This is a genomic window from Amycolatopsis methanolica 239 (genome assembly GCF_000739085.1).
Lineage (GTDB): Bacteria > Actinomycetota > Actinomycetes > Mycobacteriales > Pseudonocardiaceae > Amycolatopsis_E > Amycolatopsis_E methanolica.
The window spans coordinates 5,333,965-5,350,558 of the sequence record NZ_CP009110.1 but is presented as its reverse complement, the minus strand read 5'-3'; the positions used below and the strand labels follow the sequence as shown (position 1 = coordinate 5,350,558).

At 69.9% G+C, this 16,594-nt stretch carries 13 protein-coding genes and 1 tRNA gene; 7 read left to right on the top strand and 7 right to left on the bottom strand.

Going from position 1 to position 16,594, the window contains the following annotated elements:
- Window positions 1-110: 110 nt before the first annotated feature.
- Window positions 111-1,337: a PucR family transcriptional regulator gene (locus AMETH_RS25995; RefSeq protein WP_017984118.1), complete on the bottom strand. Its 1,227-nt coding sequence runs from the start codon at window positions 1,335-1,337 to the stop codon at window positions 111-113.
- 248 nt (window positions 1,338-1,585) lie between these two features.
- On the opposite strand from AMETH_RS25995, the gene AMETH_RS25990 reads away from it, so the two are divergent.
- Complete coding sequence (locus AMETH_RS25990) at window positions 1,586-2,215, top strand: nicotinamide mononucleotide transporter family protein (protein ID WP_017984117.1); 630 nt, start codon at window positions 1,586-1,588, stop codon at window positions 2,213-2,215.
- Here AMETH_RS25990 and AMETH_RS25985 read toward each other — a convergent pair.
- Complete coding sequence (locus AMETH_RS25985; RefSeq protein WP_017984116.1) at window positions 2,196-3,809, bottom strand: L-lactate permease; 1,614 nt, start codon at window positions 3,807-3,809, stop codon at window positions 2,196-2,198. The genes AMETH_RS25990 and AMETH_RS25985 overlap by 20 nt on opposite strands.
- 206 nt (window positions 3,810-4,015) lie before the next feature.
- Between AMETH_RS25985 and AMETH_RS39355 the strand changes: the two genes are divergently transcribed.
- The gene (locus AMETH_RS39355; RefSeq protein ID WP_209436807.1) at window positions 4,016-5,602 is read left to right on the top strand and encodes a restriction endonuclease; all 1,587 of its coding nucleotides are present in this window, start codon (window positions 4,016-4,018) and stop codon (window positions 5,600-5,602) included.
- Between the two features lie 249 nt (window positions 5,603-5,851).
- Here the strand turns inward: AMETH_RS39355 and AMETH_RS25970 are convergent, their stop codons facing one another.
- Both AMETH_RS25970 and aceE read right to left on the bottom strand, forming a co-directional pair.
- Complete coding sequence (locus tag AMETH_RS25970) at window positions 5,852-7,063, bottom strand: alpha-hydroxy acid oxidase (protein WP_017984113.1); 1,212 nt, start codon at window positions 7,061-7,063, stop codon at window positions 5,852-5,854.
- A gap of 76 nt (window positions 7,064-7,139) precedes the next feature.
- Window positions 7,140-9,947, bottom strand: coding sequence for a pyruvate dehydrogenase (acetyl-transferring), homodimeric type (gene aceE, locus AMETH_RS25965; RefSeq protein ID WP_017984112.1), 2,808 nt, complete (start codon window positions 9,945-9,947; stop codon window positions 7,140-7,142).
- 358 nt (window positions 9,948-10,305) lie between these two features.
- Here aceE and AMETH_RS25960 point away from each other — a divergent pair, with 358 nt between their 5' ends.
- The 5 genes from AMETH_RS25960 (at window position 10,306) to AMETH_RS25940 (ending at window position 13,638) form a co-directional block, all read left to right on the top strand.
- Entirely contained in the window at window positions 10,306-10,737 is a 432-nt protein-coding gene (locus AMETH_RS25960; RefSeq protein ID WP_017984111.1) for a DUF3052 domain-containing protein, read from the top strand.
- Window positions 10,738-10,799: 62 nt separating this feature from the next.
- Window positions 10,800-11,264: a peroxiredoxin gene (locus tag AMETH_RS25955; protein ID WP_017984110.1), complete on the top strand. Its 465-nt coding sequence runs from the start codon at window positions 10,800-10,802 to the stop codon at window positions 11,262-11,264.
- Between the two features lie 43 nt (window positions 11,265-11,307).
- A tRNA-Val gene (locus AMETH_RS25950) sits at window positions 11,308-11,379 on the top strand.
- 288 nt (window positions 11,380-11,667) lie between these two features.
- Window positions 11,668-12,312 (top strand): SAM-dependent methyltransferase, encoded by a 645-nt coding sequence (locus AMETH_RS25945; RefSeq protein ID WP_017984109.1) that lies wholly within the window; start codon window positions 11,668-11,670, stop codon window positions 12,310-12,312.
- Window positions 12,313-12,705: 393 nt separating this feature from the next.
- On the top strand, window positions 12,706-13,638 hold the full coding sequence (locus AMETH_RS25940) for an ADP-ribosylglycohydrolase family protein (RefSeq protein WP_081617725.1): 933 nt from the start codon (window positions 12,706-12,708) through the stop codon (window positions 13,636-13,638).
- Here AMETH_RS25940 and AMETH_RS25935 read toward each other — a convergent pair.
- From AMETH_RS25935 to AMETH_RS25925, 3 genes are read right to left on the bottom strand one after another with little or no spacing between them, the layout of a single operon-like run.
- Window positions 13,574-14,422, bottom strand: a complete 849-nt coding sequence (locus tag AMETH_RS25935) for an alpha/beta fold hydrolase (RefSeq protein ID WP_017984107.1) — start codon at window positions 14,420-14,422, stop codon at window positions 13,574-13,576. The genes AMETH_RS25940 and AMETH_RS25935 overlap by 65 nt on opposite strands.
- Window positions 14,419-15,570: a macrolide family glycosyltransferase gene (locus AMETH_RS25930; protein ID WP_017984106.1), complete on the bottom strand. Its 1,152-nt coding sequence runs from the start codon at window positions 15,568-15,570 to the stop codon at window positions 14,419-14,421. The genes AMETH_RS25935 and AMETH_RS25930 overlap by 4 nt, the downstream gene beginning before the upstream one ends.
- Complete coding sequence (locus AMETH_RS25925) at window positions 15,567-16,457, bottom strand: alpha/beta fold hydrolase (RefSeq protein ID WP_017984105.1); 891 nt, start codon at window positions 16,455-16,457, stop codon at window positions 15,567-15,569. The genes AMETH_RS25930 and AMETH_RS25925 overlap by 4 nt, the downstream gene beginning before the upstream one ends.
- Between the last annotated feature and the right edge of the window lie 137 nt (window positions 16,458-16,594).

The following is a 16,594-nucleotide window of genomic DNA, read 5'->3' as shown; positions in this document are numbered from 1 at the left end:
TCACCAAGTCGGAGCGGTGATCTTGTAGGGATCCTACAAAAATGGCGCCCACAGGTCCGCATCCAGCGCTGATGTGTTGTCGGTTCCGGGCAGCCCGGAAGTGAGACCGGTCACCAGAGGCCGCGTGCCCTGGCCAGCCGTCCCACGGTCAGGGCCACCCGCAGCACCAGCGCGTCCCGCGGCTCGGTGGCGTTGCGGCCGGTCAGCTCGGCCGCCCGCCGCAGCCGGTAGCGCACGGTGTTGGGGTGCACGAACAGCTTCTTCGCGCACGTCTCCAGCACCCCGCCGGACTCCAGGTACTCGTCCACCGTCTGCAGCATCGTCGGCCCCGCCGCCTCCAGTGGCTGCGCGATCTCCTCGATCAGCAGCCGCTCGGCCTCGGCGTCGCCGGAGAGCGCTCGTTCCGGCAGCAGGTCCGACGACCGCACCGGGCGCGGCGCCCCCGGCCAGCCGACCACCGCGCGCAACCCGGACAGCGCCTCGGCGGCGCTGCGGTGCGCCTCGGCCAGGCTGTCCACCGTCGGCCCGGCCACCACCGGCCCCTCGCCGAACGCGCCTGCCAGCTTGCCGAGCACCTCCTTCTGCTTGGCGTCGCCGTCGGTCGGCCCGCCTGCCACCACGATCAGCCGCGAGCCCTGGACGCTCAGCAGCACCGGGCGTCCCAGCCGGGCGGCGAGGCGGCGCACCTCGAACACCACGCTCGGCGGGTCGTCTGAGGGCGGGCGGCCGGCCAGCACGGTCGCCATCGCCGACGGCTCCCACCCCAGCGCCGCGGCCCGGGACAGCACCGCCTCCTCAGCGTCGCCGCGGACGATGCCGTCCACGACCAGCGCCTCCAGCCGGGCGTCCCACGCGCCGCGGGCTTCCGCGGCCGCGGCGTAGGAGTTGGCCGTCGCGAAGGCGATCTCGCGGCCGTAGCGGAGGATGCCCTCGGTGAGCGCGGCGTCCTCGGCCTTGGTTGCGGCGAACTCCGGCAGCTGCTCCTCGAACACCTCGATCGCCAGCCGCACCAGACCCACTGCCTGCCGCAGGCTGATCCAGCGGGACAGGTCTTCGGGAGCGCCGCGGAAGGCGTCGGTGGTGAGCTTGAGCGCCTCCTGCGAATCACGCAGCCAGTCGACGAACCCGGCCGCGCCGGTCTGGGTGATCAGCAGGATGCTCGCCCGCTGCTCGGCGGGCAGCCGCCCGAACCACGGCAGCCGCTGCTCCATGGCGGCGACGCTGGCCGAGGCGAGGCGCCCGGAGGCGCGCTCCAGCCTGCGCAGCGTCTTCGCCGAGAGGCCGTGGTGCTTGGCCGGCCGCCTGCCGTTGGTCTGGCTGCCGTTGGTCTGGGTCATGGTGAAACCGACTCTAACCGGCCGTCCGGTAAACGCGAGGCCGCCCGGCGCATCGCGGTTCTCGCAGCGCCGGGCGGCCTCATCTCCCCGGTCCCCACCGGTAGGTCCACTATGGACCTTGTGGATATTTTTCCGCCAGTCTTCTCACTCGATCGTGCAAGTAATTTTCGAGATGTGTAGCGGGGCTCACTGGTGGTGAGGGAATCAGTGCCGGATGTGGCAGGTTGATCCGGCAGACGGGAGGCGCCATGCACGTTCTGTTGCAGCACGGTTTGTCCGTTTTCGGGCAGTGGATCTCCATCGCGGAGCTGGTCGGCCAGCTGTGCGCGCTCGCCGTGGTCTTCCTGGCGCAGCGGCGCACGCTCTGGACCTGGCCCGTGCAGGTCGGCGCGACGGTGCTGCTCTTCGCCGTTTACGCCTCCGCGCACCTGGGCGGGCTCGCGGCCCGGCAGGTCGCGATCCTGCTGATCTCGATCTACGGCTGGTGGGCCTGGACCCGCCGCCGCGACCCGGTCTACGGGGTGGTCGTGCGCAGTGGCCGGGCCGTCGAGCGGCTGGTGATGGCGGGTGCGTTCGTGGCCGGCACCGTGGTGATGGCGCTGGTGCTCGACGCGCTGGACGCGTCCTGGGCGCCGTGGCCGGACGCGGCGATCTTCATCGGGACACTGGTCGCCTTCGCCGCCCAGGGCCGCGGCCTGGTCGAGTTCTGGCTGGTGTGGCTGGTCGTCGACGCGATCGGCGTGCCGCTGCAGATCTCCTCGGGCCTGTACTTCTCCGCGGCGGTCTACCTCGTGTTCGCCGCGCTGGTCGTGCACGGCTGGTGGAGCTGGCACCGCGCCGCGGCCACGCGCCCAGAGCTCACGGCAGCATCCCGCTGAGGAAGCTCGCCTGCGCCACAACGATCAGGCACATCACGAGCAGCAGCCCCACGCTCCACGGCAGCACCTTGCGCAACAGCGTGCCCTCCTCGCCCGGCAGCATCGCCGCCGCACACGCGATGCTCAGGTTCTGCGGGGAGATCATCTTGCCGAGCACACCGCCCGAGGAGTTGGCCGCGGCGAGCAGTTCGGGCGGCAGCCCGGCCTGGTGCGCCGCGGTCACCTGAAGCGCGCCGAACAGGGCGTTGGCCGAGGTGTCGGAACCGGAGACCGCGACGCCGAACCACCCGAGCACCGGGGACAGGAACGCCAGGCCGGCGCCCGCGCCCGCGATGAAGTAGCCGATCGTGGTGGCCTGGCCGGACAGGTTCATCACGTAGGCCAGCGCGAGCACGCTCGTCACGGTCAGGATGGCGAACCGCAGCTCGTGCACCGTGCCGCCCCATTCGCGCACCGCGTCGCGGGCGCGGACCCGCAGGAACACCGCGGTCAGGACGCCCGCGATCAACACGAGCGTGCCGCCGGTGCTCAGGAACGGCACCGAGAACGTGTTGCCGGACACCGGTTTGCCCGCCGCGTTCGCCACCGACAGGGCCGGCCAGTCGAACTTCCACGTCGCCGCGTCGAGCAGCCGCTTGACGGGCGGCAGCTGGCCGATCGAGAAGATCACGATGATCAGCGCGTACGGCAGGTAGGCGCGGACGACCTCGCCGCGGTCCTCCGGCCGGTCCAGCGTTTCGGTGGCCACGCCGGTGAGCACAGCGGTCCGGACCTCTTCGCGGGCCGGCTTGCGGGCGGCGGGCAACGCGACCAGTGCGGCCGCGCCGGCGAGCGCGGCGCCGATGTCGGCGAGCTGTGCGGAGACGTAGTTGGCGGCGGCGAACTGCACCACCCCGAAAGCCGCACCGCACACCAGCGCGGGCACCCAGGTTTCCCGCAGCCCCCGACGGCCGTCGACGATGAAGACCAGCAGCAGCGGCACGAACAACGCGAGGATCGGCGTCTGGCGGCCGACGATCGACGACACGATGTCCAGCGGCAGCCCGGTGACCTGCGCGAGGGTGACGACCGGCGTGCCCATGGCGCCGAACGCGACCGGCGCGGTGTTGGCGACCAGCGCGACGACCGCCGCCCGCACCGGGGTGAACCCGAGCGCCACCAGCATCACCGAGCTGATCGCGACCGGCGCGCCGAAACCGGCCAGTGCTTCCATCAGCGCGCCGAAGCAGAACGCGATGATCAGCGCCTGGATGCGGGGATCGTCGGAGATCCGGCCGAACGACCGGCGGAGCACGTCGAAATGGCCGGTGCGCACGGTGATCCGGTAGATCCACAGCGCGTTGACGACGATCCACATGATGGGGAAGAGCCCGAACGCGGCGCCCTGGAACCCGCTCGAGATCGCCTGCCCGATCGGCATGCCGAAGATCGTGACGGCGACGATGAGTGCGACGGCCAGGCCGATCAGGCCCGCTTGGTGGGCCTTCATCCGGACCACGCCCAGCAGGACGAGGACGGTGGCCAGTGGGAGAGCCGCGAGCAGCGCGGACAGGCCGAGTGAACCGGCTAGCGGGGCGAGCTCCTGCACGAACATGCCGACCTCGATTCCACATCGCGGAAGTGGGGTTCCGCTTTTGGTGGGGAGGTATGGTCCAGGGTCCCCGGTGAGGCGTCAAGGGGAGCGTTTCACTGATCGAGATGGTTCAGGAAGTGTGTGGAAGGATCGCCGGTTCGGCGCATCGTCAATCAACCAGAGCCTGAGCTACGGTCGCGTGTCGGGTCCTTTCCTGGGGGTGCGCGGTGGCACGCAAACGTGGTTTCTTCGCCGAACTTCAGCATCAACAGATGGTGCGGGAACGGGAACGGCAGCGGCAGTGGCAGCAAGCACAAAGGGAAGCCGAACGTGCTGTCCGTGCCCGTGAACGAGCCTTGGCGAAGGAAGCTCGCGAACAGCGAGAATTGCATGTCAAGCAGCAACAGAACGAAGCTGTAGCGATGACCACAGCTGCGCAGGAGCGGGTGGATGAACTGGGCAGGGTCCTGGTCGACGGCCTCCGTCATCGAAGTGTCTTTTCCTTCGCTCAGATGCGCAGGTCTTTCAAGGCGCAGCGATTTGAAGCGCCGCCGGCTCTAGCCACTCCAGCGACGCAGCCGCAATGGGAGAGATACGCTCCGCCGCCTCCGTCTGGGGTGAGGCGACTCTTCAAGGGGGCGCAGAACAAGGCCGTCGATCAAGCCAAAGCCAGGTTCGCGCACGCCATGGCGCGGTATGAACAGGTCGAACACGAGCGACTTGCCGCACTGGCGGCTGCGGAAGCGCGACATCGACAGGCTGAGGAATCTCGCCGACAAGAAGTAGAACAACACAACGCTCAGGTGGCAGATCTCGAAAGCCGCGTCCTGGCGAGAGCGCCAGAGGCGGTCGAAGACTATTTCGAGCTACTCATCGAGCAGTCACCTCTGCCGGCCGATCTGCCGGTCGATGTCGAGGTTGCCTACCAGTCCGACTCGAAGAAGTTGCTCATGATCGGGGAGTTGCCCGGGGTTGATGTGATTCCGCCCAACCGCGAGTACACGTATGTCAAGTCACGAGATGAGATCGTAGCCAAGCCCCGACTGGCGAAAGAAGTCAAGCAGGCTTACGCGAATCTGGTGGCGCAGATCGTTCTGAGGATGATGCGTGACGTGTTCGAGGTCCGCCCGAGCGACCTCGTCGACGAAGTGGCTGTGAACGCGCACGTGTCGACGCGCAACAGGGCCACCGGCAAATCGGAACGCCCTTGTCTGGTCAGTGTCTCCGCGACGCGGAAACAGTTCGAGGAACTGGTGCTCACCGAGCTGGATCCTGCTGAATGCCTGAAGTACTTCAACGCGCTCGTGTCGCCCCATCCGTGGGACCTCGAAGCAGTGCGTCCGATCTTCGATCCGGACTTGTCGAAGTACCGCCTCGTGGATGCTCACGACGTGGCGGCGGGTCTGGACGGCCGTGCGGTGCTCCTGGAGATGAAGCCTTTCGAGTTCGAGGTTCTGGTCAAGCAACTCTTCGAAGCCATGGGGATGAAGTCCTGGGTCACACAGGCTTCTCGCGATGACGGCCTTGACGCGCTCGCCGTCAATGAAGACCCAATCATGGGCGGGGTGTGCGTGATTCAGGCAAAGCGGTACAAGGGGACCGTCGAACCGGATGCGGTTCGTGCGCTCGCGGGCGTGATGGATGACAAGCGCGCGAGTCGTGGCGTGTTGGTGACCACCTCGCGCTTCGGCAAGGCCTCATGGGATTTCGTCGCGCGTCACGGGCGAATCCAACTCATCGAAGGTCCGCACCTCAAACACCTGCTGGCGGAATACCTGAACCTCGACGTGCTGCTCGGGCCGCAAACCAGGTGAAGAGAGTTCGTCTCGCTACCGAAAGGCGCCGGCTTCGCTTCGCTACGCCGCGGTTGAGAGGGCCCCTTCCGAACCCGATCTTTCAGTCTTCGTTGCCGAGAAGCGGGGTCAAGGCGGGAAAGCGTGCCTTGACCCCGCCGCTCGGCAACCGATTTGGCTGGGGATCGGGTTGCGGGAGGGGAGTGGTTCGTGGGGTGGGTGCGTTTCGTTGCCGGGCGGCGGTTTGGTGGTCGCCGGGTGCCGGTTTTGTCAGCGCACGGTGGCGTGGGTTGGTTGTAGGGCGTCGATCGTTCGCACGCCCAGTAGCTGCATGGTGCGGATGATTTCCTGTCGCAGGATGTCCACGCAGCGCTGGACTCCCCGTTCGCCGCCGGCCATGAGGCCGTACAGGTACGCCCGGCCGATAAGGCACATCGACGCGCCCCTCGCCATCGCAGCCACGATGTCGCCGCCGGACAGGATTCCGGTGTCCACCCACACTTCCGCGTCGCCGCCCACGGCGTCCAGCGTGGGCGTCAGCAGTTCCAGCGGGGTCGGGGCTCGATCCAGCTGGCGGCCGCCGTGGTTGGACAGCACCACGGCATCGGCGCCGTGCTTCACCACGTCCCGCGCGTCGTCCGGGTTCTGGATCCCCTTGACGACCAGCTTGCCCTTCCAGGTTTCCCGCACCCACGCCAGGTCGTCGAAGCTGAGCGTCGGGTCGAAGAGGGCGTTGATCAGCTCCGCGACGGTCCCGTCCCACGAACCGAACGACGCGAACTCCAGCGGCTCCGTGGTGAGCAGGTTGAACCACCACGCGGGGTGCGTCGCGCCGTCCAGGAACGTGCGCAGCGTCAGCGTCGGCGGGATGGTCAGGCCGTTGCGCACGTCCCGCATCCGCGCGCCGGCCACCGGGGTGTCCACGGTCAGCAACAGCGTGTCGTAACCGCTTTCCTCCGCCCGCCGCATCAGCTCCGCGCCCGCGGCGTGGTCGCGCCACACGTAGAGCTGGAACCATTTCCGCGCGTGCGGGGCGGCCTTCGCGACGTCCTCGATCGACGTCGTCCCCATCGTCGACAACGCGTACGGGATGCGCTCCCGCTGCGCCACCCGGACCACCGCGCGTTCGCCCTCGTGGTGCATCATCCGCGTGAAACCGGTCGGCGCGAACGCGAACGGCAACGCCGACTGCTCGCCGAGCACCTCCACACTGGTGTCCACATCGGACACCCCGCGGAGCACGTTGGGGTGGAACTCCACGCTGCGGAACGCCTGCCGGGCGCGGCGCAGGCTGTCCTCGAGCTCCGCGGCACCGTCGGTGTAGTCGAACACCGCCCGCGGCGTCCGCCTGCGCGCGATGGTGCGCAGGTCGGCGATCGTGTGGGCGTTCGACAGGCGGCGATCGGTCGGGTTGAGCTTCACCGGTTTCGGTCGCAGGATCTGCTGCAGCTCACTGGGCCTCGGCAGGCGGCGTCGCGTCATGGATACATCATCGGTGATGACGACGTGCGAAGGCCACCCGCGCGAAAAACGCGGGTGGCCTTCGAAAAACCGGAGATCAGGCGTTCCCGGCGTCGGTCAGCTGCGGACCGGCGGCGGACACGTCGTGGATCCGGTACTTCCGGGCGGCCTCGACCACCTTCTCCTGCGCGACCTCACCGCGCTTGGCGAGCGCGGCCAGCGTGGCGACCGTGATCGACTCGGCGTCGACCAGGAAGTGCCGCCGCGCCGCCGGACGCGTGTCGGAGAAGCCGAACCCGTCGGTGCCCAGGGTGACCATGTCGGTCGGCACCCACGGGCGGATCAGGTCGGGCACCGCGCGCATCCAGTCCGACACCGCCACGACCGGGCCGGTCGCGCCGGACAGGGCCTCCGTCACGTATGGCACGCGCGGCGAGTCACCTGGGTGCAGCAGGTTGTCCCGGTCGATCTCCACGGCCTCGCGCCGCAGCTCCGACCACGACGTCGCCGACCACACGGCCGCGCGCACGCCCCACTCGTCGGCGAGCATCGTCTGCGCCTTGAGCGCGTCCGGCATCGTCACGCCGGACACCAGGATCTGCGCCTCCGGACCGTCGCCCGACGGCGCCTCCGCGTACCGGTACAGGCCCTTGAGCAGCCCCTCGACGTCGAGGTTCTCCGGCTCGGCCGGCTGCCGGTACGGCTCGTTGTAGACCGTCATGTAGTAGAAGACGTTCTCGCCGTTGCCGTCCGGGCCGCCCTCGCCGTACATGCGGCGCAGGCCGTCCTTGACGATGTGGGCGATCTCGAACGACCACGCCGGGTCGTAGGCCACCACGGCCGGGTTTGTGTGCGCCAGCAGCAGCGAATGCCCGTCGGCGTGCTGCAGACCCTCACCGGTCAGCGTGGTGCGCCCCGCGGTGGCGCCCAGCACGAAACCGCGCGCCATCTGGTCCGCCGCCGCGTACAGGCCATCGCCGGTGCGCTGGAACCCGAACATCGAGTAGAAGATGTAGATCGGGATCATCGGCTCGCCGTGCGTGGCGTAGGACGTGCCGACCGCCGTGAACGACGACGTCGACCCGGCCTCGTTGATGCCCTCGTGCAGCAGCTGGCCGTGCTCGGACTCCTTGTACGCCAGCATCAGGTTGGCGTCCACCGACGTGTAGGTCTGCCCGTGCGGGTTGTAGATCTTCGCCGTCGGGAACATCGAGTCCAGGCCGAACGTGCGGGCCTCGTCCGGGATGATCGGCACGATCCGGTGGCCGATCTCGGCGTCCTTGGCCAGCTCGCGCACCAGCCGCACGAACGCCATCGTGGTGGCGACCTCCTGCTTGCCGGAGCCCTTCCGGATGGCCTCGTACACCTTGTCGCCCGGCAGCACCAGCGGCTTGGCCCGGTTGCGCCGCTCCGGCACGAACCCGCCGAGGGTCTTGCGGCGGCCCACCATGTACTCGATCTCGGGCGAGTTCGCGCCCGGGTGGTAGTACGGCGGCAGCTTCGGGTCGCGCTCCAGCTCCTCGTCGCTGATCGGGATGCGCTGTGCGTCCCGGAACAGCTTCAGGTCGTCCAGCGTGAGCTTCTTCATCTGGTGCGTGGCGTTGCGGCCCTCGAACGCCGGGCCGAGGCCGTAGCCCTTGATGGTGTGGGCCAGGATCACCGTCGGCTGGCCGTGGTGCTCCATCGCCGCCTTGTACGCCGCGTATACCTTGCGGTAGTCGTGGCCGCCGCGCTTGAGGTTCCAGATGTCGGCGTCGCTCATGTCCTTGACCAGGTCCTTCGTCCGCGGGTCGCGGCCGAAGAAGTGCTCCCGGACGTAGGCGCCGTCGTTGGCCTTGTAGGTCTGGTAGTCACCGTCCGGCGTCTGGTTCATCAGGTTGACCAGCGCGCCGTCGCGGTCGGCGTGCAGCAGCGCGTCCCACTCGCGGCCCCAGATGACCTTGATCACGTTCCAGCCCGCGCCGCGGAAATACGCCTCGAGCTCCTGGATGATCTTGCCGTTGCCGCGCACCGGGCCGTCGAGCCGCTGCAGGTTGCAGTTGATGACGAAGGTCAGGTTGTCCAGGCCCTCGCCCGCGGCCACGTGGATGAGGCCCCGCGACTCCGGCTCGTCCATCTCGCCGTCGCCGAGGAACGCCCACACGTGCTGGTCCGAGGTGTCCTTGATGCCGCGGTCACGCAGGTACCGGTTGAACCGGGCCTGGTAGATCGCGTTCATCGGGCCGAGGCCCATGGACACGGTCGGGTACTCCCAGAAGCCCGGCATCAGCCGCGGGTGCGGGTACGACGGCAGGCCGCCGCCCTCGCCGGCGTGCGACAGCTCTTGGCGGAAGCCGTCGAGCTGCTGCTCGCTGAGACGGCCCTCCAGGTAGGCGCGGGCGTAGATGCCCGGGGAGGCGTGCCCCTGGATGAAGACGTGGTCACCGCCGCCGGAGTGGTCCTTGCCCCGGAAGAAGTGGTTGAAGCCGACCTCGTAGAGCGCCGCCGACGACGCGTACGTGGAGATGTGGCCGCCGACACTGACGCCGGGGCGCTGGGCGCGGTGCACCATGATCGCCGCGTTCCAGCGGATGTAGGCCCGGTAGCGGCGCTCGATCTCCTCGTCGCCCGGGAACCACGGCTCGTTCTCCGTGGGGATGGTGTTGACGTAGTCCGTCGCGGTCAGCGGCGGGACACCGACGTTGCGCTCGCGGGCGCGCTCCAGGATCCGCAGCATCAGGTAGCGAGCCCGCTGCTGGCCGCCCCGGGCGAGTGCCTCGTCGAACGAGTCCAGCCACTCGGCTGTCTCCTCGGGGTCGATGTCGGGCAGGTGGGCCGCCAATCCGTCACGGATGACGCGGACCCGGGCCGGGGCCCGATCGGTGCTGGCGCCGGTGCCTGCGGCCTGGTCGTTCTGGGGGGCCAAGGGATCTCCTCGCCGGTTGTCACTTCGCGTGCGGGGCACGGATGCCTCAGTTCGGCCGTGCCCTCTCTGTCATGGTCGTCTAGTCCGGGCTTCCCGTCATCGCTACTGAGCGGTAACGTTCACCTAAGTCCGCGCGCGCGTTATTCCTACCCTAGGCCAGGTGTGCCCGGACGGGTGCCGCCGAGGGTCGTTTTGCGGTCGCGAACACGTCCCCCGGGGTCCTACGCTGCGCTACGAGTTGACAGAGATCCGGTGTGGACGGTTGCGCCGGAGGCTCCAGGCGTGTTCGCTACACCCATCCGTATGTCGAGTGGGCGGCGCCGTGCCGCCCGCGTCGTGAGTTGGAGGAGTGACAGCAGTGGTCGCCGCTGGAGACGCTGAGTACAGCAGCGTCGCCGAGAGGCTTGGCATCAAGCCGGACATGGTTGTTCAGGAGATCGGGTGGGACGAGGATGTCGACGACGACCTGCGTGCCGCGATCGAAGAACATATCGGCGGCGATCTCCTCGACGAGGACGCCGACGAGGTCATCGACGTGGTCCTGCTGTGGTGGCGGGAGGACGACGGGGACCTGGTCGACGCGATCATGGACGCCCGGTCGCCCCTCGACGAGAACGGCATCATCTGGGTCCTGACGCCCAAGACCGGGCAGCCGGGGCACGTGGAGCCGAGTGAGATCGCCGAGGCGGTGCCCACCGTCGGGCTCGCGCAGACCTCCAACATCAGCGTCGGTCCGAACTGGGCCGGGACCAAGCTGGTGCCGCCGAAGTCGAAGTCGAAGCAGCGCTGACCGGCCGCACGCTAAGGTGAGCGTGCGGCAAGTGCAACGTTGGCGATGTGAGAGGTGCTTCGATGGCGGTCGAGGTCGGTTCAGCTGCTCCGGATTTCACCCTGAACGACTACAACAAGCAGCCGGTCACGCTGTCGTCGTTCCAGGGCGACAAGCCGGTCCTGCTGGTCTTCTACCCGTTCGCGTTCAGCGGGATCTGCCAGGGCGAGCTCTGCCAGCTGCGCGACGAGTTCGCGGAGTACGACGGCCAGGGCGTGCAGGTGCTCGGTGTGTCGGTGGACACACCCTTCTCGCTCAAGGCGTGGGCCGAGCAGCAGGGCTACCAGTTCCCGCTGCTGTCGGACTTCTGGCCGCACGGTGAGGTCGCCAAGCTCTACGGCGTGTTCAACGAGGGCGCCGGGCTGGCCAACCGGGGCACCTTCCTGATCGACAAGGGCGGCGTGGTGCGCTACGCCGAGGTCAACCAGCCGGGCGAGCCGCGGGACCAGCTCGCCTGGAAGCGAGCGGTGGCCGAGCTGCCCGAATGATGCTCGCACCGGCGGTGCCCGTGGGTTGGGCGCCGCCGGTCCGGGGCGCATAGCTCAGCGGAAGAGCACCTCCCTTACAAGGAGGGGGTCGCAGGTTCGAACCCTGCTGCGCCCACCCGATTTCGACGGCCGCTGGCCGGGCCTCCGCAGTGTGCGGGCTCGTCGGCGGGCGCTGGGCGGTTGACCCACACGGGTCTTCCTTCTCGGAGCGGCGCCGGACGGGCGCGCCCGTTGCTCCGTCCGGTGGCGACCCGGCCGGGTGTCGTCCGGTCCGGCCACGATCGCCGGAAATTCGCGTGCGCGTCCGCCCGGCACCGGGGAGGCTGCCGTCGTGGAACGTGACTTGATCTCGCGCCTCGCGCATGCCGACCATCCCATTGCCGCGCCCCTCGGGGATGCCGCGGTGACCGCCCTGCTGGAGCGGGCCCTGCCGCGCGGGGACGAGCACCTCCTCGACCTCGGGTGCGGTGGCGGGGAGTGGCTGCTGCGGGCCCTGGCGCTGGTACCCGGGGCCACCGCGGAAGGCGTGGACGTCTCCGAAGCGGCCCTCGACCACGCCCGCCGGGAGGCCGAGCGGCGCGGTCTCGCCGAGCGGCTCACGCTCCACCAGACCGACGCGGCCGGCTTCGTCCCCGGACAGCCGGCCGACGTCGTGTTCTGCGTCGGCGCCACCCACGCCTTCGGCGGGCTCCTGCAGGCCCTCGCGGCGGCCCGGAAGGTCCTCGCGCCCGGTGGGCGGGTCGTCGTCGGCGAGGGGTACTGGGAACGCGAACCGAGCGCGGCGGCCGTCGAGGTCCTCGGCGACCTCGCGGACCTCCCCACCACGGTCGAGACGATCACCGCCGACGGCTGGGTGCCCCTCTACGGTCACCTCAGCACGCGCCACGAGCTGGACGACTACGAGTGGAACTGGACCGGCTCGCTCGCCGCCCGCGGCCTCGACCAGCCCGACGTGCTCGCCATCGCCGCCGCCCACCGGGACGAGTGGCTGCGCGGATACCGGGACTGCTTCGGCTTCGCCACGCTGCTCCTCGCGCCCCTCAGCTGACCGGCCCCTTTCCCGCGATCCGCCACGCTGGTAGTTGTTGTCAGGGCTGGGCATCACACACGCAAACGCAAGCCGGCAACGGAAAGCCACCGACTACCCCAACCAGACCTCCCCCGATCCGCAGCCGATCTTTGGTCGCCGACCAGGCGTGTCAAGGTACTCTTTCCCGCCTTGACACGCCTGCTCGGCGACTGAAACACAATCAGGGAGAGGGGACGGGGGTGGTCGGAAGGTGACCTTTCCAGCGCCGTGAGGCGCTTATCCGCGCGACAGCGCGGGTTTAAAGATCAAGAGATGTCCTCGCCGGACGGGCACGCTCCGGGATGACCACCCAGCTACCTGGGTTCACTGCAGGCGCTGGCGCGCCCTGTTTGGTGGTGGGATTGTGGGGTGGTGAGGGAACGTGCTTTGGCGGCTTTGGCGGGTCTTGCCATCGGGGATGCGCTCGGCGTGCCCACGGAAGGGTTGTCGCCGGCGGAAATCACTCCTGTCACAGGCTTCGCGGCGGCTCGGGGGTTGCCTGCGGGTGGTGTCAGCGATGACACCCAGCAGGCGGTGATCGTCGCGCGGTTGCTGGTTTCCGGGGGTGGGCGGATCGATCCGCGCGGGCTCGCCGATGCGCTTCTGGAGTGGGAGCGGGATCTGCGCAGCCGCGGCATTCGGGGGCTGCTCGGGCCGTCCACGCGCGCCGCTCTCACAGCGGTCGCCGCGGGGGGAGCCCTTGAGGAGGCCGGCAAGTACGGCACCACGAACGGTGCGGCCATGCGCATCGCCCCGGTGGGGATCGCGAATCCGGCCGACCTCGACGTGCTCGTGGAGACCGTGGTCGAGGCCAGTTGGGTTACCCACAACACAGGCGTCGCCTTCGCGGGGGCTGCCGCGGTCGCCGCCGCGGTGAGTGCGGGCGTCGGCGGGGCGAACCTGTCCGAGGCGATCGACTTCGCCGTCGAAGCTGCGGAACGAGCCGCCAAGCGGGGGAACTGGGTCGCGGCCGGGGACGTCGCCGCGCGGATCCGCTGGAGCCGCACCATGGATCCGGCCGACGTGCCTGCGCTGATCGGCACGAGCGTCGCCACCCAGGAGTCGGTGCCCGCCGCGTTCGCGGTGCTCCGCCACGTGGAGGACCCGTGGCAGGCCTGCTGCACGGCGGCGAGCCTCGGCGGGGACACGGACACCATCGCGGCCATCGCCGGCGCCATCGCGGGCGCCTGCACCGGCGCGGGCGCGTTCCCGGACGAAGCCGTTCGCACGGTGACCGAGGTCAACGACCTTCCGCTGCCGGAACTCGCCGACGATCTGCTGAAACTGCGCGCCAGAACCCGATGAGCGCCTCGGCCGTCTCCTGTGGACGGTCCAGCTGCACGCAGTGGCCCGCGCCCTCGACAGCGACCGCGTCCCGGCCGAAGCGGCGGGCCGCCCGCTGGTACTCCTCCGGCGAACCGGTGAACTCGTCGTCCACGCCGTGCACGAATAACAGCGGCACCCCGGAACCGGCCAGCTCGCCGACCCCCGCCCGCGGCCCGCACAGCAGCCGCGCGAACCCGATGAGGTGACCGGTGCGCGTGGTCGACAGCCGGTCCCGCATCAGGTCCGCCCGGTCCGGATCCGTGCGAACCCAGTGGTCGACCAGGTTGCGCAGGCCCGCGGCGCCCTCCGCGGCGACCGCGTCCGCGCACCAGGTGAGGAACGCCGTCTCCTTTTCCGAACCGGTCAGCAGGCTGCCCAGCGGCGCGAAACTGCGCACTGCCCGCGGCAGGGCCACCGCGGCGGCGTGCGCGACCGCGGCGCCCGCGCAATGTGCCACCAGGTGCGCCGGCTCACCCTCGCCGACTTCGCCGATCACCGCCAGCACGTCCTGCGCCATCGCGGACAACGTGTACGCGCTCGGATCGTCCGAGCCCGGGCTTTCGTGCTGGCCGTGGTGGTCGACCGCCCACGCCGCGTACCCGGCGGCGGCCAGCAGCGGCAACAGCGGCGCGAAGTCCTCTTTGGACCCCAGGTACCCGCCCACCAGCACCACCGGTTCACCGGACCCGGCCCGGCAGGCGGCGAACCGGCCGCGGTCGGTCTCCAGCATGACGTTGCGGACCGGGCTCTCCAGGGTCGTCACAGCGCAGCGCCTTCCCGGACCGAGGCCTTCTCGATCACGTCCGCGGCCTCCGCCGCCCCGCCGCAGGCCCGCACGATCTCCCGCATACCCGCCACGTTCGCCGCGATGCCGGCATCCGACGACACCCGCAGCACCGCGTTGTGCAGCGTTTGCGCCGACACCTCAGCGCGGTCGAGCGTCACGCCCAGGCCGAGCTCGGCGAGACGCGCCGCGTTCAGCCGCTGCTCGGCCATCTGCGGGACCGCGACCATCGGCACCCCGTGGTACAGCGCCTCCAGCAGGCTGCCCATCCCGGCGTGCGTGACGAACGCCGACGCGGCGGCCAGCACGTCGAGCTGCGGCACCATCGGGGCGATCTCGACACCGTCCGGAACCCGCCCCAGCGACGCCGGATCGACGTGCCGACCGATCGCCATCACGGTGTGCCAGCCCAAGCCGGCGGCCAGGTCGAGGCAGGCGCGGAAGAAGTCCGGCTGGTCGGTGAAGCACGACCCGAGCGAGACCAGCAGCACCGGTTTCCCCGCCGGCGGCCGCCACGTCCCCTGGAACGACCGGTCGCCGAGCGCGGGACCGGCGAACGTGTGCTCCGGCCCGAGCAGGTCCGGCGAGATCTGGAACGCCCGCGGCACGAACACCACCTTCGGGTCGTCCACCGCCTGGAACTCCTCGACCGAACAACCGAGGCCGTTGGCATCCAGGAACCGCTGGAACCGTTGGTACACCGGCAGGTCCGAGAGGTTCTCGACGCCGAACGCGATCCGCTCCCAGCCGGGGAACAACGCGTGCGTCGGCGACAGCTGCACCATCGGCAAGCCGAGCTTGCGTGCCAGGACCTTGCCCGCGAACGCGACGAAGTCGTAGGCGACCACGTCGGGCACCTCGCCGAGGGCTTCCAGCACGGGAAGCGCGGCCTCGGCGTCCCGGTGGTACATCGCCACGCCCGCCATCAGGTCCTCCGGCGGCGGGCTGCCGTCCCGGACGTTCGGCAGCACCACCGGTTCCGCACCGGCCGCGCGCACCTGCGGGACGAAGTCCGCGCCGACCGCGTAGCTCACCCGCCAGCCGCGCGACACCAGCTCCGACACCACGGCCAGCGTCGGGTTGACGTGCCCGTGGTCGGAGACGTTGACGAACAGCGCGTGCTTCACCGCGCCACCCCGCAGACGACGTGCTCGACCGGGGTGCAGTACGGCAGACCGGACAGCGGTTCGCCGGCGAAGAACCGCAACGCGAGATCCACCACCTCGGCCGGCCGTTCCAGGTGCACGAGGTGGTCGGCGCCGTGGATCGCGGTGAAGCGGGCGTCGGCGCACCGGGCCGCGGCCGCCCGGCTTAGGACCGGTGTGGTCAGCGGATCGTGCTCACCGGTCGTGACCAGCACGGGGACGGGTAGGACCCGGCCGTCGTCGCCCGGGTGGTCGAGCAGCCGCCGCGTGTTGTCCAGGTACTTGGCGATGTCGGCGCCGGTCATCGCGCTCACCAGGCTGTTGAGGCACCGGCGGACCGCGGCTTGCCGCCGCACGTCCGGCGCGCGGCTCAGCATCAGGTCCAGCACCTCGGCGGTGAACTCCGCGTGCCTGCCCTGCTCGGCCAGTTCCACGCTGCGGGCGATGCGGCGGCGCAGGCGCCCGGTCACGTGCGTCATGGTGCCGACGAGAAGCAGGCGGCGCACCCGTTCGGGACGCAGCTGTGCCCACCGGTGGGCGACACCGCTGCCGTAGGAGGCGCCGACGACGTGCACCGGCTCCGGCGCGACTTGGTCGAGGAGGTGGCCGAGCGCGCCGGCGAGGAAGTCCACGCCGTAGCCGGGCGGCAGCCGGTCCGCCGCTCCCCAGCCGGGCAGGTCGACCGTGATCACGTCGGCGTGCCCGAGCAGGTCGCGTTCCACCCGGCCCCACGCGTCCTTGTGCTGGAAGGCGCCGCCCACCAGGACGATCGGCGCGAGTCTGCCGCCCCCGCGGACGATGCGGCCCGCGAACTCGAATCCGCCGAACGTGAGCGGGACGGTTTCCTGCCGGGTGGTCGTTGCCGTCACAAGCGATCTTCCTCGGTGCGGTCGGGGTTTGGGGCCCGCTACGTAACCACGTCGTCCTCCGCGGGCGCGCCGCGGAAACTCGATCGAGCCAACTTGACCACTCGCGCGTGTGACCGCGGCGCAACAGGGCTTCCACC